Annotated in this window: 22 protein-coding genes and 1 pseudogene; 16 read left to right on the forward strand and 7 right to left on the reverse strand. The window is 41.5% G+C overall.

What is annotated here, in order from left to right:
- The first annotated feature begins 52 nt into the window (after positions 1-52).
- Positions 53-757, forward strand: coding sequence for a PEP-CTERM sorting domain-containing protein (locus tag H6G97_RS23300; RefSeq protein ID WP_190943013.1), 705 nt, complete (start codon positions 53-55; stop codon positions 755-757).
- Between the two features lie 304 nt (positions 758-1,061).
- Here H6G97_RS23300 and H6G97_RS23305 read toward each other — a convergent pair whose 3' ends face one another.
- From H6G97_RS23305 to H6G97_RS23325, 5 genes are all read right to left on the reverse strand, one after another.
- Positions 1,062-1,262 (reverse strand): hypothetical protein, encoded by a 201-nt coding sequence (locus H6G97_RS23305; RefSeq protein ID WP_242055138.1) that lies wholly within the window; start codon positions 1,260-1,262, stop codon positions 1,062-1,064.
- A gap of 106 nt (positions 1,263-1,368) precedes the next feature.
- A complete protein-coding gene (locus tag H6G97_RS23310; protein ID WP_190943014.1) occupies positions 1,369-1,923 on the reverse strand; it encodes a Uma2 family endonuclease in 555 nt (184 codons plus the stop codon).
- Positions 1,904-2,086: a hypothetical protein gene (locus H6G97_RS23315; protein WP_199349574.1), complete on the reverse strand. Its 183-nt coding sequence runs from the start codon at positions 2,084-2,086 to the stop codon at positions 1,904-1,906. The genes H6G97_RS23310 and H6G97_RS23315 overlap by 20 nt, the downstream gene beginning before the upstream one ends.
- A 314-nt stretch (positions 2,087-2,400) precedes the next feature.
- Positions 2,401-3,318, reverse strand: coding sequence for a hypothetical protein (locus H6G97_RS23320; RefSeq protein ID WP_190943015.1), 918 nt, complete (start codon positions 3,316-3,318; stop codon positions 2,401-2,403).
- Positions 3,319-3,465: 147 nt separating this feature from the next.
- Positions 3,466-3,705 (reverse strand): helix-turn-helix domain-containing protein, encoded by a 240-nt coding sequence (locus H6G97_RS23325; RefSeq protein WP_225892625.1) that lies wholly within the window; start codon positions 3,703-3,705, stop codon positions 3,466-3,468.
- A 159-nt stretch (positions 3,706-3,864) separates the two neighbouring features.
- Between H6G97_RS23325 and H6G97_RS23330 the strand changes: the two genes are divergently transcribed.
- From H6G97_RS23330 to H6G97_RS23405, 15 genes and pseudogenes are all read left to right on the forward strand, one after another.
- Complete coding sequence (locus H6G97_RS23330) at positions 3,865-4,740, forward strand: hypothetical protein (RefSeq protein ID WP_190943016.1); 876 nt, start codon at positions 3,865-3,867, stop codon at positions 4,738-4,740.
- Positions 4,741-4,841: 101 nt separating this feature from the next.
- Positions 4,842-5,168: a hypothetical protein gene (locus H6G97_RS23335; RefSeq protein WP_190943017.1), complete on the forward strand. Its 327-nt coding sequence runs from the start codon at positions 4,842-4,844 to the stop codon at positions 5,166-5,168.
- The gene (locus H6G97_RS23340; protein WP_190943018.1) at positions 5,161-5,361 is read left to right on the forward strand and encodes a hypothetical protein; all 201 of its coding nucleotides are present in this window, start codon (positions 5,161-5,163) and stop codon (positions 5,359-5,361) included. Before H6G97_RS23335 ends, H6G97_RS23340 begins: the two co-directional genes overlap by 8 nt.
- A gap of 25 nt (positions 5,362-5,386) precedes the next feature.
- Positions 5,387-5,776 (forward strand): hypothetical protein, encoded by a 390-nt coding sequence (locus H6G97_RS52830; RefSeq protein WP_242055140.1) that lies wholly within the window; start codon positions 5,387-5,389, stop codon positions 5,774-5,776.
- 99 nt (positions 5,777-5,875) lie between these two features.
- Positions 5,876-6,706, forward strand: coding sequence for a hypothetical protein (locus H6G97_RS23350; protein ID WP_190943019.1), 831 nt, complete (start codon positions 5,876-5,878; stop codon positions 6,704-6,706).
- 74 nt (positions 6,707-6,780) lie between these two features.
- A complete protein-coding gene (locus tag H6G97_RS23355; protein WP_190943020.1) occupies positions 6,781-6,981 on the forward strand; it encodes a hypothetical protein in 201 nt (66 codons plus the stop codon).
- A 26-nt stretch (positions 6,982-7,007) separates the two neighbouring features.
- Positions 7,008-7,406 (forward strand): MerR family transcriptional regulator, encoded by a 399-nt coding sequence (locus H6G97_RS23360; RefSeq protein ID WP_190943021.1) that lies wholly within the window; start codon positions 7,008-7,010, stop codon positions 7,404-7,406.
- Entirely contained in the window at positions 7,403-7,861 is a 459-nt protein-coding gene (locus H6G97_RS23365; RefSeq protein ID WP_190943022.1) for a DUF1392 domain-containing protein, read from the forward strand. The genes H6G97_RS23360 and H6G97_RS23365 overlap by 4 nt, the downstream gene beginning before the upstream one ends.
- A gap of 27 nt (positions 7,862-7,888) precedes the next feature.
- Complete coding sequence (locus H6G97_RS23370) at positions 7,889-8,647, forward strand: hypothetical protein (protein WP_190943023.1); 759 nt, start codon at positions 7,889-7,891, stop codon at positions 8,645-8,647.
- A 45-nt stretch (positions 8,648-8,692) separates the two neighbouring features.
- Positions 8,693-9,292, forward strand: coding sequence for an alpha-ketoglutarate-dependent dioxygenase AlkB family protein (locus H6G97_RS23375; protein ID WP_190943024.1), 600 nt, complete (start codon positions 8,693-8,695; stop codon positions 9,290-9,292).
- A gap of 371 nt (positions 9,293-9,663) precedes the next feature.
- Positions 9,664-13,176 carry a plasmid replication protein, CyRepA1 family gene (locus tag H6G97_RS23380; protein ID WP_190943025.1) on the forward strand — a complete coding sequence of 1,171 codons (3,513 nt, stop codon included), beginning with the start codon at positions 9,664-9,666 and terminating at the stop codon, positions 13,174-13,176.
- Positions 13,177-14,209: 1,033 nt separating this feature from the next.
- Entirely contained in the window at positions 14,210-14,689 is a 480-nt protein-coding gene (locus H6G97_RS23385; RefSeq protein WP_190943026.1) for a hypothetical protein, read from the forward strand.
- A 971-nt stretch (positions 14,690-15,660) separates the two neighbouring features.
- Positions 15,661-16,252, forward strand: a pseudogene (locus tag H6G97_RS56055) (IS1634 family transposase); the annotation flags it as partial.
- A gap of 375 nt (positions 16,253-16,627) precedes the next feature.
- The gene (locus H6G97_RS23400) at positions 16,628-16,849 is read left to right on the forward strand and encodes a CopG family transcriptional regulator (RefSeq protein ID WP_190943029.1); all 222 of its coding nucleotides are present in this window, start codon (positions 16,628-16,630) and stop codon (positions 16,847-16,849) included.
- 313 nt (positions 16,850-17,162) lie between these two features.
- Positions 17,163-18,110, forward strand: coding sequence for an RNA polymerase sigma factor, RpoD/SigA family (locus H6G97_RS23405; protein WP_190943030.1), 948 nt, complete (start codon positions 17,163-17,165; stop codon positions 18,108-18,110).
- A gap of 925 nt (positions 18,111-19,035) precedes the next feature.
- Here H6G97_RS23405 and H6G97_RS23410 read toward each other — a convergent pair.
- Together H6G97_RS23410 and H6G97_RS23415 are read right to left on the reverse strand one after the other, a co-directional pair.
- The gene (locus tag H6G97_RS23410) at positions 19,036-19,284 is read right to left on the reverse strand and encodes a hypothetical protein (protein WP_190943031.1); all 249 of its coding nucleotides are present in this window, start codon (positions 19,282-19,284) and stop codon (positions 19,036-19,038) included.
- Between the two features lie 157 nt (positions 19,285-19,441).
- A partial coding sequence (locus H6G97_RS23415; RefSeq protein WP_277883324.1) for a sigma factor-like helix-turn-helix DNA-binding protein occupies positions 19,442-19,564 on the reverse strand: 123 nt, incomplete at its 5' end.

A 19,564-nucleotide genomic window follows, 5' to 3' on the forward strand; every position in this document is an offset into this window, starting at 1 on the left:
AATGATCAGTTGTTTAATCAGAATTATTTACTCTTAATAAAAAGAAAAATTTATGCTTAAGCTGTCAAGCTTTACTCTCGCCTTTGCTGCCAGTTTAATCATGGCTAACACTGAAACAGTTCGTGCCACAGTCTTAAACGGTGGCTTTGAAACAGGCAGCTTTAGTGACTGGATAACGACAGGTCAAGCAACCGTTGAAGATTCATCTTTTGGCGTAACTCCCACTGACGGAAATTACCAATCTATTTTAGAAACAGTTAACGGTAGCACAGGTGTTAGCGCTTCTGAGTTAGAAACTTTCTTGGGATTATCACTAGGAAGCTTAAAAGCAGTGGAAGGAACTGCTATCAAGCAGACTATTAATATTAATGATGAGGATATTTTGACCTTTGACTGGAACTTTCTCACTGATCAAGAAGTAGACCCCGATTATAATGATTTTGCTTTTTTTACCCTTAGTAATACTACAAATCAGCTAGCAGATACTAATTCTGTTTTTACTATATTTCCCTCTTTTTCACATTTGAGCAAAGAAACTGGATATCAACCTTATTCTTACAAATTCCAGATAGCAGGAACATACACTTTGGGATTTGGGGTAGTTGATGTCGGCGATGACACAGTTAATTCCGCTTTATTAGTAGATAATATCCAACTGACTAAGACAGTAACTTCAGTTCATGAACCTAGTACTTTTATTGCTACTTTTATTACCTTACTCTTTGGATTCACCCGCAAACTTCAAATCAAAAATTAAAGTAATTCTGTGGCTTTCGCTCCAGTTTTCCTAAACACTTCAAAACTTCCTTGCTGGTGCTTCTAGCTTGCCTCTGTCCCGTAACCTATGAATGCGTAGGCATAGACCGCCGCAGGCATCGCTAATCTGCTGAACCTGCTGACAGTCTTGGGAGCAGGTAGTTAAAGAACTTCAGGTGTTGCAACCCAATGGTGTACTCGCCATGCCACATTTTCACGGTGAAACTGAAATCATTTGCTTGGCTGACTATTCAAAACCTGGATTATATCGCAATGACGCAACTGAATAATCAAATTAATTGCATTTACCAAAAATTCTTTTCAATAGGATCTGAACCAATCAGAAAATCAAAATTACCTTCACCTCTATTTCTCTTCAATGTTTCCATGATTTTTTTCGGGTTATCGTGAGGGCCATTAACATAAAATGGTTTCCCGTCACGACCACATTCAATACGTATTCTTCCATCCCATTCTCCGATGTGCGAACGCGATTTTTCAAACACCCACCTTTTCCTCTGAGTTCTGGGTTGTCAAGAGCAAGAATTTGGCAGACTTCCCCGATTGGGTAGGTGTTTGGTACTACTTTCGTTCTTTCAATTATGCGTTGCACTACGTCTTACTTATAAGGCGCTGAACTTGGACAGATACATTAGGAAAGGCTAAGGGTGAAATAGTACCTGTGGTTAATGTCAGTTCGGTTTTGTATTCCCCATTTTTTAGGTCACGAAATACTTTTAACTGCGGAGTCTTCAGGTTGACAACCCAGTATTCAACAATACCAGCCTCAGCATAAATATCTTTTTTCTCACCTAAATCTTTGCTCAGGGTGGCTTTGGAAAATTCAATAACCCAAAAGATATCTTCTGGGTAAGGATGGTGTTCTAAGTAGACCTCACCTAAAGGTTTGACAATCGCAACGTCGGGAGCAGGTTCTGAATCGTTGGGTAAGGTAATCGGTTTGGCATCGCGGATTTTTACCCGTTCACCAAGCAGTGTGCGAAGATAATCAGCTGCTTCTGTGTTGTAGTAGGCGTGAGGTTCTCGTTCTGGGGGCATAACAATCAAGTCGCCACGCAATAGTTCAATGGACTGGTCATCAAAGATACCTGCCTCTATTGCCTGGTGATAACGTTTAATTGTCCATTTATAAGTAGTTACGGTCATAACCATTATTTAGCTCAAAGCCAAATCTATCATCAATTCCATATTCTTTCTCAATCAAACCTAACACCTTCTCTTCTACCTCCGTCAAATACGGTCGCTTCAACTTCCCCAAGTACTTCAACACAGCACTTGGGGCATTTTCCAAATTTTCGCGGTTTTGCAATCTACTGATGCGTAAGCGTAGCCCAAAGCAGGCATCGCTCTTAGAGAAATGCCAGTTATCTACATCTTCTGAGATTCTATTGAGTTTTGTTCATTTCTAGCCAGTTGTAGAGTGGGAACTGAACTCTGTTGAGTGCTATATAAATCATCTAGAGGGGTTCTACAGCACTCAATTAAACAACTGGCTCCGGCTGGATGTCTTGAAGCGGGAAGTTTTATCTTTTCCCTCGTACAACTTCTTCACTGTCCCGTCGTGTTGCTAACTCCATTGAAACTGCAACCCAAAGCCATTGGATGCCAAATTGCCAAAATTGTTTAGGGTATTCTCCCATACTCCAACTCCAGAAGCTTCAACAGCTTCTCTTCCACAGCAGTAAGATAAGGCCGATTTACCTTCCCCAATAACTGCAACAAACTTTTGACTGTCTCCTCAAGCGAATCGGAATACACCCGTGTAATGTGATCGCTGATTAACTGCATCTGCTCACATTCAGCAGGCAAGTAATCGTAAGACTTCAGATGTTGCAAGCCAACCGTATGTTCGCCATCCCACATTCTCACGCTGCAACTAAAGTCATTCACTGCGCTGACAATTGCCCAACAGCCACCTCTGCCTCTCAGATCGGGATTGTCTTTAACAAGGATTTGGCACACTTCGCCGATTTGGTAGGTATTGAGTACTTTTGTCCTTTCCATGATGCGCTGCACAACATCTTTGACGATTCTACCAGTTGGCACTTTGCCGCCAGCAAGTTCTACTGCTGTTAGCCACACTTCCTGCTGATCCTGGGGTTCAAGCTTTGTCATGGGTCGAACTTGCCCCTCTGCTGTCGGCAAAATGTCCACAATTTGTGGACATTTTTGCAAGTTGTCCACAACAACTGCCGCATCAACTAACTGGTAAGAACGGGAACGATTGTAGCCAAACCTGTCTAAACAGTACTCATCAAAGGTTTTGTGCGTGGAGCGGTACAACCTGCGATCGCCTACGGCGGGGCGAAGCCCATCGCGTAATTCTATTAAAGCTTTGCCTGCTTCAAAAAATGCCCTCTCTACTTTCCTCTCCAAGTGCAGGCGATCGCTTTGCTCCTCCTGGGTCAACTCTGTTACTTCAACAGCAGTAACTGTAATCGTTGCTGAACCTGGATCTAGTTGTTGGGAGACATCCTCGTTTGTTGAATCGGTAGATGCGGGAGGAGCGGCTTTTTTGCGTCTAGAAGGTGGACTATTCATATTTCCACCTCTAGTTCGACAATATTTTTTTGCGGTCAATTGCAACGTATATTTTGGGCGTGGTTGGAAACTCCGGTTCCTTCTCTAATAAAACAGAGGGGAGAGCAAGAAGATTGATGGTCTAAGGGTCAATCATCTTTGCTCTAATCACGGTTGCACCCCAAACTCAATGCCTAAAACCTGCTCAATTCGTCTTAGCGTAGGCAGTGGCAATACTTTTATCCGCTCTTGCTCAATTGCATACCAATTGGCAACAGAAATGTCAGCCTCAGCTGCCAATTGAGTAATAGTACGACCTGACTCATGTCTTGCATCTCGGATGCGTTGCCCCAACTCAGGAACATCTATTTCCCAGCCTACCTTCATTAATAGTTGATTTTGTGACATGTAACGCCTCCTTTATACAACGCATTAGAGCAATATTAATATTGTAACATTACACATATATTGACATTATTATAATAATATTATAGGATTAATATTATAAAGAAAGCGCCCCGACTACCAATCTGAAGCGCTTTCCGTCCCGTTAGGAACTGATTTATTATGACTTACAATATCTACAGCCATCAACAGCTGCAACTGAAATCGATTGCCCGACTCAAGCAAATCTACAGCGAAATCGGCTGCACAGTCGAAGTAAGCGACAAACGCTGTAAAGATTCTTGGATTACTGCGATCGCGGAATATCAAGCCAGCAAGATTCAGAAAATCGCCCCTGCTGCCCCCGACAAGCAAGCCATCGCCCAAGCCGAACTCGACAGCTACATCGCCGACCAAGCTCAAGCCATAGCCCCCGAACCCCTCACAATAGTCGAAATCTCGTTTGATCATCACGAATATTACGCTGATGATAAACTGGTAGCCAGCATCAGCCATGACGGCAACCACTTAACCCAACGCTGGGTAGTCATCGTCAACGATAAAGAAGTATTTCGTGCCAACACTCTAATGCGTTGCGATCGCTTCATCTGCACTCACTACAAAGACGGCTCATTACCTGTGCAAGAAGAAGCAGAGGGGCAGGGTGCAGGGGGCAGGGGGGAAAGATTCTCTCCCACGCTCCCTGCTCCCTGCTCCTTGTCCTCTTCTACCACTGGTAACGAAGTCATGGCGCAGATTTTCAACGAATGCCAGAAATACGGCTTTGAAATCCTGAATGATGGCATTTACCAGAATGACGAGAAATTAGGCGAAGTAGGACAGACTGACACTGGCTGGTGGTTCACACGCGCAGCAGACGAAACCCAGCGCATACTCTGTGATTCTGCAATGTCAGCAGTTCAATCGCTGTCGATGGTGAACGTGTCTACTGATGGTAAATCCATTTTTGATGAATATTTTTTAGAGCAACCCTTAGAACAGCTAACTGGCGATAAATTGCAACAGCTGCTGGAGAGAGCGGAGTTAGTCACAGCGTAATTCAAACAGTTATCAGTTAACAGTTATCAAGATTCGACACTGTTAACGGATAACTGGTAACTGCTCACTGATTATTTCCCTTCATTCACCCACCAATCAATATGCAAGCCACAATATCCATTCCCCAATACTGGGGCTACCCTCGCTTTACTTTGGATCAGCGTACAGAACAAGGCACGATTCTAGGACTTTACTACTATCCCTCTGGTACAGAGTTGGCTGAACAATTTGATGATGGTTGGCGCTATGTGCTGATGCCTAATAAAATTTCTGACGAGATATCTTACTTGCAAGAGAATCAAATTCAACCGCTCTCTCCCCAGGAATTGTTCACGCAAATTACCGCAGAGATTGACTTTTATCAACAACAAATAAGCATTCTCAACCGACAGTTAACCGTATTAACTCAAGGTGCAAAAAATGGCTAATTCTACAAACAGTTTTGACCGTAGAGCTAATCATTTACTGCGTTTACTTCAACTTTGTGGCGGTTGTGTTCCTCTGCACTCTCTCCAATGTCAAGTTTCAAATTCAGTTATTCAAACTCTGCTGGATAAAGAGCTAGTAAAAGTGCAGAACACAGGACGCGGTTTTTTGTTAGAGATTGCCGAAGATTTTTAGGTTATTAATCCCAAAGGACACAATCATGAAACTTTACGCAAAGACCATTCCACAGACTTTACCAGATTGGGCAACCGTCGTTACAAAGAGCGCAGATTTATTTGAGATTGAACTTAACGATGAACACCCGAATTTTCAATCTCTGCTTGAAGAGTTAGAAACCGAAATTGAACCAGGAACATTCGGGGTTAAAGCGGAGGATTTATGTTCATGGCTGGGCATTCAAATATCTAGCCCCAGCCTCAACCAATTAGTTGAACAAGCCCAAACTCTGATATCTGAAATTGCTACGCACTCAGACTACAGACAACTGTTGAACGAGGGATATCAACCTGATTTAAACATTGCTGATGCTAGCACTGCGCTCACTTATTTGGAATGCGAATTAGAACGGAGTCGAGAGACTTCTCTTTAGTAAAGAAGCGATTGCTTGAAGAAAAGCTGATATTCAAGCAATCGTAAAGCACTGAAATTTACGCTACAAACCACTAATTATTGCATAGGTCAACAAAATATGGTTACTGAAATCAAACTAGGTTTATGCAACCCTCCAGAACCCATCTATTTATATGTCAATCAGGGAGAAGTAGATGGCGAATCTTACGTTTGGTACAAGTTCAATATCAGCCAGGATAAGAAAATCTCAGTTCCTCAAAGGGCGTTAACTGGGTACTTGTCAGAACTCCGCCTAACGACTAAAGAATTTAAAGGCAAAGACAATCTAAAGCTGGATATTGTTGTCAGTGCTGATGAACTTTACGTCATAAGAACCGGTGTTGAAACCAATTTCGCCAAAAGTTTCTTTTTAGCTGCCTCATTAGTTCAAGATTTTTCCAAGCCACTGATTATTGTTGCTAATGCTGGCGACGAGAACACAGTTTTCTGTAATCTTTACGATGCTACAAGTAAGACCAAGATTTACAGAGAATGGAGTAGAGATTTAGATTGGGCAACAATCATTCATGACATTCAAATTTTATTAGCTGGGAATTCCTCAACTACTCCATCCACGCCAAAACTTAGTATAGTCCCTCAAGCGGTACATCCTCAAGATTTACGAATCAAAAATATTCGTACTTTGCTTGATTATCCCCTTGATTTAGTCAAAGAGTGGTTGCAATTTCAGGATGTTGACCGCCCAAGTCTACTTCATATTAGCAAGATTAATGAACTGGTAAAAACAATGTGTTTGGCTTGGGCAGCAGACAAGTGCGAGTATCCCAATCATGCTGAATCTTCTTATCAAAATCTTGTTGTTGATGCTGTTGTTAGCGGTGCGGATGAATTAACGGCAATCAACGCATGGATGCAACAGTTGCAAACTGCAAAAGCTGGAGCAGTGTAAATCAGAAGTCAGGATTCAGAATGCAGAATAATTGTGATTTCTGAATCCTCAATTAATCAGATAGGAATTAAACCATGAGAGTCATCGTTACAGTAGTTGAAAAAATCATCAGTGAAGCGCACATCGATATCCCTGATGGGCTGAATCAATCCGCAATCAGGCAGCACATCGTAGACCGCTACAACACTGGGGAAATGTCCACAGATATGAACATCTTTCAAGTGGATTTTGAATCTATCAGCGCTCGAATTGTTCAAAAAAAAATCTTCTCCTAAGTCTGCATAAACATTGGAGGTAATAAATGAATCCCAAATGGACTGACGAAGAACTCGGAATCATTGAAGCTAAGGCTGAACTTTATACCCCTAAGCAAATAGCTTCAATCTTAAAAAGACATGGCTATTTCCGCACGACCATTGCTATCGCTACTAAACTTTGGGCTTTAGGTTATTCTACAAGCCCCTTTCTCGATAACTATAGCAGTGCTGAAATCGCCCGTGTTCTGTGTGTGCATTCCACCACCGTTTCTGGTTGGGTGCGCCGTGGTTGGTTGAAAACTAGCCGCCGTTCTTCTAAGCGTTATCAAGTTCGTCGATGGCATCTCAAAAACTTTTTTGACAATCCTCCACAACATCTAAAAAAGCGTATTGCCTCTATTGAGTGCGAAGCCATTAATTACTTATTGGGGAGAAAAGCATGATTGAACATATTAACGCACTTCAAACAAGCTGGTATCTCTCCCCACCTTGGGGACAAACAATTCCACCTGTTGCAGTTAATTTACTGGAGAGAGTTTTTCTCCGCACAACAAGAACGTTCGGTTATTGCTGTGGAATGCAATGGAAACACGAATGTTGGATTTATTCAATTGATTGCGGAAAAGAAATCCTCCACGCTACACAAAACCAAATCATCGCAACTGGAGAATTAGAAAGCATCACTGTGCAAAAACCTGCTTCCGTTTTGGGCGAAAGAGTAATCCTCTGTTCTCACGACAAGGGAACAAAACAACGGCTGATTTTGGGGATTGCACTGGTGCATAATTCTTGGTTTTACCTTGTTGAATTGATGTCGCCAACATTAATTAAGACACCAACTATATTGAATCGTTTCTCATTAGTTGGTGAGAAAAGTTTGGTGCGGGTAAATGTTTAATTCTTTCTAATTACACAACGAAAAATTATGTCGCAAATTGAAATCAGCCAAATCATCGAACAGATTAAAGAAGAGATTGAAGTTGACGCTAATGGTCAGGCTAAAGCCAGTATTCGAGCAACTGCAAGGCTAGCTGGAGTAGACCACGCTGCAATCATTAATCATCTTCAAAGTGGTGAACTAAAACCGACTAAATTAGCTCAAAGCATTATCATGCAAGGGTTTGAGACTGGTGAACTTCGAGAGTGGAGAACCATCGGTATCCCTGATATGGCGATCGCAATTATCCTAGAGTACTACGCTTACGAGGCTGGGCGATACTGCACTAAACAAGCCAGACTGGTATGCCGTTCATTCAACACTATCGGCATTCGAGCATGGATTCAAGATAAATTGGGCTGGACTAAACCCGCCTCAAATAGCGAAACAGCGATGACTCAAATACAGTTACTCGCCGCTCTAGCTAAACACTTGGCAGAGCAAGAACAGCATTTACTCCAACAGCAGCAGCAACAGACCGAAATTTTGCACCGACTAAAAGCCGTTGAAGTTGAGCAAGACAGAGTAAACACCCCATGCGGTCATAAATATAGTGTTGTTGGATTCGCCAATCTTCAAGGTTTAGAAATATCGGTGAAAGAAGCCGGTACTAAAGGTAGAAAGGTAAGTGCATTGTGTCGTAAGCAGGGCATAGAAATAGAACGTATTCATGATCCACGTTTTGGAAAAGTTGGTTTGTATCCACAAAGTGTATTGATTGAGGTTTTCTCTACTAGTCAAAACTGACAGCAATTATCTTCAGAATACTTTCTTGAATGGGAGAAAAGTACCATGCAACAACTCAATTTGTTTCAGGAATCAACCCCAGTTTTACCCATCGCTTATTACCCCGATTTCTTAACTCTTGAACAAGCAAACGAACTCTACCAACACTGTTTACAACTGGAGTGGCAGCAGAACCAAATCAGAATCGCGGGTAAAACAATTCCTGTTCCCCGTCTGGAGTGCATTTACGGGGACTACGGCTGTGATTACCTATACTCGAACAGCGTATTTTTGAAACCTCTGACTTGGACAGACAATCTGGCTAAGTTACGAGACAGAATCACTGCGCTAACTGGTTATAAGTTCCGCATAGTCATCGGTAATCAATACCGCAGTGGACAGGATTCGATTGGTTGGCATGCTGACAATGAACCATCGATGGGATCTAACCCTGCGATCGCTTCCATAAGCCTGGGGTCATGTCGCAAATTCCAAATCAAACCGAGAAATGGCAAACCTACTGATTTTTGGTTGGAACACGGCAGTTTGCTTGTGATGCACCCAGGTTGCCAGTCTACTCATCTGCATCAGGTTCCTAAAACCAATAAAGTCGTTAGCACGCGAATTAATCTCACATTCCGACCACACACAGGCGGAAGCAGATAATTCTGATTTTTTCAATCTGAGCAGTTGAAGAAGAATTCAGAAGTCAGAATTCAGGAGTCAGAATCAATCAGTCGGGGATTCAGACCGACGCAGGTCTTGTTGACCACCAAATTGTAGATTTGGTGGGGGTTTTAAACCCTATTATTCATCCGCTTTTTCGATCAGAAAACATTGCTGAATTTTGACTCCTGACTCCTGAATTCTGTTGGATAAACAATAGCACTTCAAAAAAGCTGTCAACCCTGATTCTATATCAGATTCACTGGCTGACAGCATCAATTTTTCGTGCAATTGATTTTTTCTAAGTCATCTACAATCACAACTTCTTAGTTTGTTTGTACTATTTCATTCCCTCAAAAAGGAGTCAAATCATGGGAGAAGCAAAACGTCGTCGGTTATTAGATCCTAATTATGGCTTACCTAAAATACCCAATACTTCTGAACCAACCTCAAAACAAGTTTTCAAAAAACAAACTGATTTCAAAACTGTACCTAAAAATCACTTCATCAATTCTCATTATGAATTACCAAAGTATTATCTAAATTTACGTGACTCCTCGAACCAAAATGATGCTGTTCATTTGAGCCACACAATTGATATACATCAGAATCCGAACAGTGAATTAGCTCCCAACCACTGGCATGAATGGGTAGTTAATTCCGCCGTTGACCCCAAACTCACTGCCCTAAATGTCCGCTCTTTAAATGGTTCGGAAGTATACGAATACCTTTTATACGCTCTGCCCCAAACTGCCAGACGCAACGATGGGCGATTGCGTGATGGGTATTTGAAAAGATATGCCCATGTAGAATCGGGCGCATGGTGGGTTAGTGGACTCGACCCCCTCAATAATTGGCTACCGATGGACTGGGGACGCATGAAACCAGATTATCCTCGTTTGGAATGGGATAAAACAACCCTTGAACAAACTCAAAAGCCCGTTAAATACGAGTCACCCCCCAAAACTCCCAATCGTGTCACGTATCTAAGAGTCCCTCTGCACATTTGGCGGTTGATAGCCCTGCGGTATGACGTGCCAATGCCAGAACTAATCACCGTTACCGAAAATGGTGAAGCGTTAGGTTTTTGGGCTTGGGTCATGGCACACCCTGAAATCCCTGTATGCCTTACGGAGGGCGAGAAGAAGGCTGCTTGTCTTCTGACTTTGGGGTATGTAGCGATCGCACTTCCTGGAATCTGGAACGGTCGCGTGGGCAAGGAAGACTTGGAATACCTGCACCCTGATTTAGTCCCAATGGCTCAAAAGGGTCGCAAATTCGTTATCCTCTTCGACTACGAAAGCAAACCCAAAACCAAACAGCAAGTTTTTAGTGCTACTCGCCGTACCTGTCAAGTTATTCTCCAAATTGCGTGCCAATGTGAAGTGGCGCTGCTGCCCGGCCCAGAAAAAGGAATTGACGATTGGGTTGTGGCTCTGGGGAAAAAAGCAGACAAAGCAGTGTCCACCATGATTGCTGATGCCTTGAGAGTCAGCGAGTTAAACCAAAGATTTTTCGTGAATCGTGCCAGGGGGCTTCACAAATTCAAACCTAATATTATCGTTAATACTCGCTATCTCTCCACCGTCATCCGCTCACTGCCTCAATCGGGGTTAGTTGGTTTGGCTTCTGATATGGGTACTGGCAAGACTGAAATCTTGGCAATGATTAGAAGAGATAACCCAGACTTGAGCTTTTTGAATAATGGGCATCGGGTGACTTTACTGAAGAACCTCAGCGATCGCCTGCAAACAGCAATGTACTCAGCTATCTCTTGCGGTGACTGGGCTAAAGTCAAAGCACTGAGTATCACTGTAGACTCATTGTATAAGATGGCGAATGATTTACAGGCTTACGACATTTTATTTATTGATGAAGCCTGCCAGTATCTCGCTCACTTGCTCAAGTCTAAAACCTGCAAGGAACACCGAGGGGCTATCCTGGAAGTGCTGGAGTATCTGGTTTACAATGCCAAGCTGGTAGTGTTGGCAGATGCTCACTTGGATGATTTGACTATCGAGTTTTTCATGCGAATGCGACCGACGGATGAAAAACCCTACATCATCAAAAACGAATATCGTTCAGGTGGTCGTCAAGTTTATTGGTACGAGGGGAAAAACAGTAGCGCTATTGTTGCCGAGTTTCATGCTCAATTGATGCTGGGTAAAAAATTGATGATGGTCAGCGACAGCAAGCGGTTTATCAAAAAACTGGAACGAGCGCTCAATGATGGTTCAGCAATTGATGACGCTGATGATACACCGGAATCAGCCGAAGACCGCAAGTTACGAGTATGGGCTATTCACTCCGAGAATAGTGGCTCTGAGGAGAATGTGATTTTCATTACAGAGATTAACATTGCCATTAAGGATATTGACGCTTTTTTAATTACTCCCAGTCTCAGTTCAGGGGTTGATATTTCCAGCTATCATTTCGATGCTGTGTTTGGTGTATTTCATGCTGTCTCGCAGTCGGCTACAGAATGCGCTCAACAATTATGGCGGTATCGTCCAGATGTCCCCATGTATGTTTGGGTGGCTCCTCGTCCTCCTTTTGGTTACGCCGAAACCAATGCCCGTCGCATCAAGGAAAAGATTCTCCAGAAGAATGAAATGACTGCCTTTCTGATTCGCATTAACCGCGAGACAGGCAGACGTGGTGCAGAGAAGGATTGGGCATTGGATGCCTCTTGCCAAATTGAAGCACAGCGCAATTGGTCGATTAATAATCTTCGGGCTGATCTGCGATCGCTCCTTTTTGAGATGGGGAATACGATTATTCCTTTGGGCAATGGTGGTGATGAAGGAACTTCCCGGTGGATGAAGGCGGCTGGTATTGCCATCGATGAGGAGCATTATCGCAAGGTGGCAAATGCCAAAGATATTGACAGAAGAACTTACAACAGCAGGCAGCATCAGGATTATCTCAAGCCGGAGGAAGTTTTGGAGTGCGAGAAGTTTCGCATACAAGACACTTACGGGATGAGCGTAACCCCGGAACTGGTTGAGAAAGATGATGGGGGGCGGTTAATTAAAAAGATTGTTGCACTTGAAGCGATATTGGCTGATCCTGGGGAAATAGTCACTGATAATCAGGGACGGGAGTTTGTTCCACCGCCCTCTATTGTTGTGGAAAGGGATAAATCGGAACGGGAGCGATTAGCCATTTGCACTGACTGGAGCAATCATTCTACATCTTGGTTAATGCGTCATCGACTGGGACTGAGAGCAGTGTTGATGGATCTGATGGCTGGGGTTGAGATTAAAGGGGACGAGGCGATGATTCAGGCTTTGGCAGAGTTCTCCAAGCGCAATGCATCTCACGTTAAAGGCATTCTTAATCTGACCATCCCGCTATCGGAGTCTGCTTTGTGGATTTTAGGTCAGTATCTTTCACAACTCGGATTGTCTACTGAATCACGAAGACCGCTTGAAGATGGTCAGAGGGTTCGGTATTATCGGCTCAATACTGAGGATGTTGAGTTTGCCCAAAAGGTGCTGGATTATCGGCAGAGGCAGAGAGAGGAGAAGGAAAGAAAGCGGCATCAGGAGCAAGAACGAAACGCGGCTTATGCAGCTAGAATGAAGTCTCAGTATGGGATTAATGCTCCGTCCACACCCCCCATTAATGAAGATGGCAGTAATAATCGGGGGGGTATGGACACAGAGCTAGAACTCAGTGATTCTTGGTGGGAACGGGTCAAATATTATGCTCATTTAGCAATTGAGCGAGTGGAACACGGGATTGATACAGTCAAAGAATTACTCAGTACTCTAACGATTGATGAGCGGTGGGGCGTGATCTTGAAGTTTGAAGATATTGAACCGCAGAAGTTTGGTCAACTGATAGCCAAAGCGCCCGATTGGGTGGAGTGGATGGCTTGAATTATCTGTTGATTGAGGTCAGCCCAGACAGATTTGCTCAACTGGTGACAGATGCTCCACAGTGAACTGAATGGATGGTTTGATTTACACCAAGCTTGGTATTAGACCAATAAACTATTGCTTGCGAAGTGTGTCCGCTACAAACGATATAGCTACACCCTTGTTACAAGCCAAACTTCTCATCACCGCTGACGAGCGTTGAAAAATCCTGTTGCCGTGCGTGAAACAGAGTAAATCAAAACGTGGGATGTTACCAAGCGGAGCAATTGCGCTTCATCGATCAGTTGCCGCAACCACCGAAAAACATTACTCCCGTTTGACCGAGAGCTAATCTGTCTCTCGTCGCTGAAGCTGTAAGCGTCGCTGATGGTGAGCTAATAAAGAACAGATTGGGCACTAGCAAGTTGATCTACTTCTGGTGTATTTCTGGAAAACAGATTGTGCCGTATGTATCTAAGATAAATATCAATTTAGATCCTATGGATCTAATGATTAATCGCTTTGTCAATTTCATTTTTGTTAATTTTTTGTCTCAGTAACTAACTTGATATTTAATGCCTGAATTAGTACTAATACCAAATTATTGTGAAGCTGCATGAAACTAAAGAAAGCTGGAATGATTGCCAAGCATACTTTCTAGCCTTTTCATTCTATGCAACTTCATACAAAATTGGTATAAAGTCTGCAACTATTTATAGGAAGAAGAAATGAATAATTAATTTTCTAAACTTGGAATTAGCAATAGTTCTTTGAAATCACCATCATCTTTGATGGATACACAATAGTATGAGCAGAAAAATGTAATATTATTTAATTATTTTCAAAGATTGAATCTGTCGCTAGATCAAGTAAAATCAACGGGTGATTAAACCTTTGAAAATAACTTTCACTTTTTAAAATTCTATTTATGAAAGTGAATTTAAATCTCCTCAATGAGCAAACATAAGCTCAAATAATATTTTTAGATTAGAATCTAATTCCCGCAAATATTTTAAATACTAGAAATCTCATAATATTTATTAACAACGATTGAATGTTTCCAGGTAAAGTAATGCTCAATATAGATTTAGAACAACTCCTTTACACAGTACAAATAGATTTTCAAACAGAGATTACTAAGATTGCTGGACAAGCTTTTAGCAATACTGAGTTTCAATTATCGGCTCGAAAAATCGGAAAATCTCATGCAGCTTTAGTTGTATCACAGATGTATTTGAAGTCATTACATAAAGACTATCAAAACATTTTTAGCACTAATTTAGCTATTACTTTTAAAAGTAAAAACCGTACTGTCGGAAATTTTCAAGTAAATTATTTACCTAAAATAAATATCTTAACTATATCTGGATACTACAAAGATGGCACCGCTTATCTGTGTTATTCTCCAGCGATGAATCCCGATTGGTACAATGGCAAAGGTTATAAAATAGCTCGCCCTGATTGTATTGGAGAAAAGTTTGAGTTGTTAGCGAACAAGTTTTATCCATTTTTTGAAGAATGTTTTGCACTTTAATTCTAATTAAACGCGTTGTCAGGATGGCTGTAGAGCGACGAATTATTTGACCAAAACAAGACCAAGACAGTACGGACTCAATCGTGTGGCATTGAGCGCAGAACAAGTGATTGCGTTGTTAGGAGTCCGAGCGGTAGTAGCGGCTTAGTTGCTGAAGTGAAAAAGGTGATTGCTCTCCCCAAGAGAAATGCGATCGCCCAGAATATGCAATTACAGATAATCATGACATATAGCACAGCAAGTAACATCATATTTTAGATTCAGGTTTCTATGACTGTTGTGCTATCTCCAGCAGATCTGAACGCACAGGTGTAAGAAATTCCTAGTAGTCTGCCAACCCAAAAGTGCGCTTGTGAGGACAGGGAAAAGGGTAAGGGATTTAAACCCTTTACCCCGCTTTCATCACGAAAGCGAACTACTAGTAGTCTGCCAACCCAAAGATGCTAGGTGAGGGCTGGGGAAAGGGGAAAGGTTAAGGGATTTAAAACCTTTCCCCCTTCCCCCTTACCCTTTACCCCGCCAAGTTCACTTGGCGAACTACTAGTACTGGAAGCCAAAAAGGCGATTGCAGCCATAGAGTTATGCAATCGCCGACAAAATACTACTACACTTAACACAATGATGACACAAAATACAGCAAGTAACATCATAGTTAGAGTTTCATGTTTAGATGACTACCGCCAAAAATTCTCTTACCTCCAACCGACCCCAACGCAGAGGTACTTAAATCAGTGAACAGTTATCAGTTACCAGCGACCAGGTAACACGATTAGTTCCGAACAGGTTTTGTTGCAAAAAGCTACAGAAATTCTTCGCCAACATCGAGTCGAAGGGTTACTTGGCTTCGAGCATGAATGCCAGGAAACTATTGTTGAAAAATATGTAAGTAATCGCACATAATTATTTACACATGAGGATCTAGCGTGGATAGGAGGTTTATGCTTAATTTTGTGTAATTAATTTTGTTTAGCTACTTAGGTCGTGGTCGTGCAACAGATCGTCCTAACCGTAGTAGCAAGAAAATTAGGTATCAAATCAAAAACATTACACGTAACCAAAGTGCTATTACCCAAGCCCAAAAAGCTTTTGGATGGAGAGCTTTTGTTAGCAATGCGCCACTAAGCATCTTATCCATCGAGCAAGCCGTACTGGCGTAATCGAGATGAGTGGATTGCCGAGCGTGGTTTTCATCGTCTCAAGAGTGCATCGCTTTCCATTGCCCGAATGTTTGTTCAACGTGAATACCAGGTTACTGGGCTGATTCATTTACTGAGTTTAGCACTGCGACTGCTGACTTTAATCGAGTTTGTTGTCCGACGACAACTGGAAGCACAGAGCAAAACTTTTACTGGGTCATATCCTGATAACCCCAAAAAACAAACTAATAAACCTACTGCTGAGAGGTTATTACGTGCTTTTTCTAACCTCACTTTGACGATTATTGAAGTCCGAGGTGAACGTTTTGGCTATGTACCACCAATAAATCTTCTACAGCAAGAAATTATTAGCTTACTAGGGCTGTCTCCTGATATTTATAGCGGCTTGGTGGATAATTCCTCTTAGTCAAATCCTATTACGCGAACGATGAGATATGAAGTTTAACTTAGTTAATTCAAACTCTGGGTAAAGAGCGGATGAATCTTGGATGCAATTGTATGAAAAAAGTATTAACCAAGATTCAATTAATAGTGCTTACTTTTTACAGGTCTGTTGCTAGGCTGGCTCTAATTGCGCTTGAATTAACAATATTTATAAAAGATAAAAATAATTTTTAAATAAATCTAAACTTTATATAAATGGTTTATTAATGAAGTTTTCGACTATAAGTAAATACCTTGGAGAAGATGTGCTAAAAAGGTTTTACAGCAACTATGCTGTAGTTAACATCTGGTCTTGTAAGTTTAGATAATTTATTAAATTTAATTATTAGGTCAAGTCATGAACAAAAAATGGGCTGTCAAACGAATCACGCTAAATCTTGCATCAGTTGAAAGCCAAAAGCTTGAACGATATTGTGCAATGGCAGCTAGACCTGCTACTGATGTGATTCGGGAGTTGATTCGCTCTCTCTCCATAACCGATCTGTCAGCGTCTGAACAGACTAAACCATGTAGCTCTGACCCTATTGTACATAGCCATTCTTTACCTACTCCTTCTTAATATGCTAAGAATTCAGCACCCAGGAGTCAGAAGCCAGAATATATAAGGGATTTATTAAAACTAGGATATTTATCAAGTCTTTGTTTCAATACCTCTCGGTTAAGCTTCTCTGCTCAAAAATCTGCTTAGGAAAAAGTGACTGAATGCCTTAAATTTGGTAAGTGCAAATCATGCCGAAATTCTTAACCTAAAAGTATTGGTCTCTGTTTGATTCTTTAACTATCCACAATAGCTGAATTCTTACTCTTGAATTCTTACTAAAATATTTTACTCAAACGGAAAATCAAAATATTCCTCACCATTAATTGAAAGTATGCCCAGTCCAACTACTGACTTAGTTCGCTCCTACCTCAAAGAAATTGCTCGCTATCCTCTGCTGACTCCATCTCAGGAAATCTCGTTAGCACGACTTATACAACTGATGCTTGGGGTTGAACAAGAGCGCGTAAGCCTTGCACAACGATTAAACCGACAACCAACTACAAGAGAATTAGCCGTAACTCTTGGTAAAACTGAAGCCGAAGTCGAGTCAATTCTTCACCAGGGGGAACGAGCAAAGCAAAAAATGGTGACTGCTAACCTACGGCTGGTAGTTTCTGTTGCTAAAAAGTACCAGAATAATAATCTGGAATTTCTTGATCTTATCCAGGAAGGTACGCTCGGTTTATACCGTGGCATTGAAAAATTTAACCCAAATCAAGGTTACAAACTTTCAACTTATGTCTATTGGTGGATAAAACAAGCAATTACCAGAGCAATTGGTGAGAAGTCTCGCACTATTCGCCTTCCGATTCATGTTGTCGAGAAACTAAGCTCTCTTAAAAAAGTACAAAAAGAACTATCACAATTGAATGGACGCCAGCCGACTATGGCAGAAATTGCCGAATCCTTGAAAGTCAAGCCAGAAAAAATCCGAGAGTATCTTCAAGTATCTAAACTCCCTGTATCTTTAGAAATGCGAGTCGGCGATCAGCAGGATACCGAATTAAGTGAGCTTTTGGCTTCGGAAAATGTTTCCCCTTTGGAACAATTAAATTCTTCATTGATGCGCCAGAATATTAAAGACTTGCTAGCATTACTGACCCCAATGCAACGAGAGGTAATAACTCTACGTTTCGGGCTAGAAAATGACCATCAACTGACCTTAACTCAAATTGGAGAACGCCTTAACTTAAGCCGAGAACGAATTCGCCAGCTTGAATATAAAGCACTCTCTATTCTTCGTCGTCAAAAAAGTGATATTTTGGAGTATCTTAATTAATTAGAATAACTTTTGTTGCCGTAAATCATTAAAAAATATATACTGCAATTATCAAGCAATGAATTTACTAGCTCTCAGTTTTAGATCAACTAGGAGCTTTTTTTATTGATTATCCATTATAAATCTTGTATTTGCCAGGGTTTGCAAGGGCTGCGGTGACAATTACCTAATAACGTGATTGAGGATTGAAACCGCTAAAAGGGAACTGAACAGCGTTTCCCCTAGCGTGACAATTACCTAATAAAGTGATAGAGGATTGAAACGGGGCAATTGTATGGTAACAAATCAAATTGCATTGAGACAAATTCCTGTCATCAACCATAATTTTTTTACCGAGAGTGATGAAAGAGCGTTAATTACTTTTGCTTAACTTACGGCATTGCTGTCGGATAACAATTTCTTTGTCGTGTTATCAAATTAATGTCGTTAAAGTTTTAAATTGATAAAATTTGCATCCCAGCTATGTTGTAACACTTTGGATTCTTTAGAACAACGGCAGACAAAAAAAACTTATATGGTATGCGTATAATGGGCTAATCTTTGATACAGCCTAATTTAGCAGCGTGCATTGTAGAGCTACAGTAATGTATTAACGACGACAAATAATTTGTTATTCGACAACATCGATTCACTAATCTCCAAAACTAGGTTTTGTTCTAAGAAAGCCCAGATTTTTGTTGGAGTATATCAAAGAAACTAGGGTTTTGCATCACAACTTTATATCCCTTGACGCACTAAAATTCAATTGCCTTAAACACACTCAGCCTACACTCTCTACCCCCAACAAGATAGCCCAAACTATGTTTCACTTTTACAAGAGTGACATTCATTCTTGTTACTTTTTACCACTTTGAGTTAGGTTAAGCGAATGAGCGCACTGCTTCACTTACTTTCGTGCGCTCACTCATAACCTTGAGACAACAAATCATCCGGCTATGTCTTTACCGCTTTTGTAAGTCATAGCTCTGGGTTTTCTCTTCTTGAGAGGAACTACTGATTTCTTGGGTGCTTGCGGCGGACGGCATTTCTCGCAATATAGAGGTCGAACCCCAAAGGTTTCTCGTTGTGTGGGTTGTTCGCACTGCTTACATACGAAGTTGAAAACGCGGGTGTGAATTTCCCGCTTATGCGCTCTGACGGTGTACTCTCGGACTTCAATAGTTTTGCTGGGCATTGATTAGTTTTTTAAGTTGCTATTTATAAATATAGTTTCTTGTTTTTGACTAATAGTATAGCCAGAGCATCATCTTCATGATTAAAACAAGGATAATTGCCCTAGCGAAATATTACCTTTACGTCCGCGATGATACTAGAGCGGGAAATCAATCTAATTAATTAAGGTACTCCTTAATATCACTTTTTTGACGGCGAAGAATAGAGAGCGCTTTATGCTCAAGCTGACGGATTCGTTCTCGACTCAAGTTTAAGCGATCGCCAACTTGAGTTAAGCTCAG

It is taken from the genome of Nostoc flagelliforme FACHB-838, assembly GCF_014698065.1.
Taxonomy (GTDB): Bacteria; Cyanobacteriota; Cyanobacteriia; order Cyanobacteriales; family Nostocaceae; genus Nostoc; species Nostoc flagelliforme_B.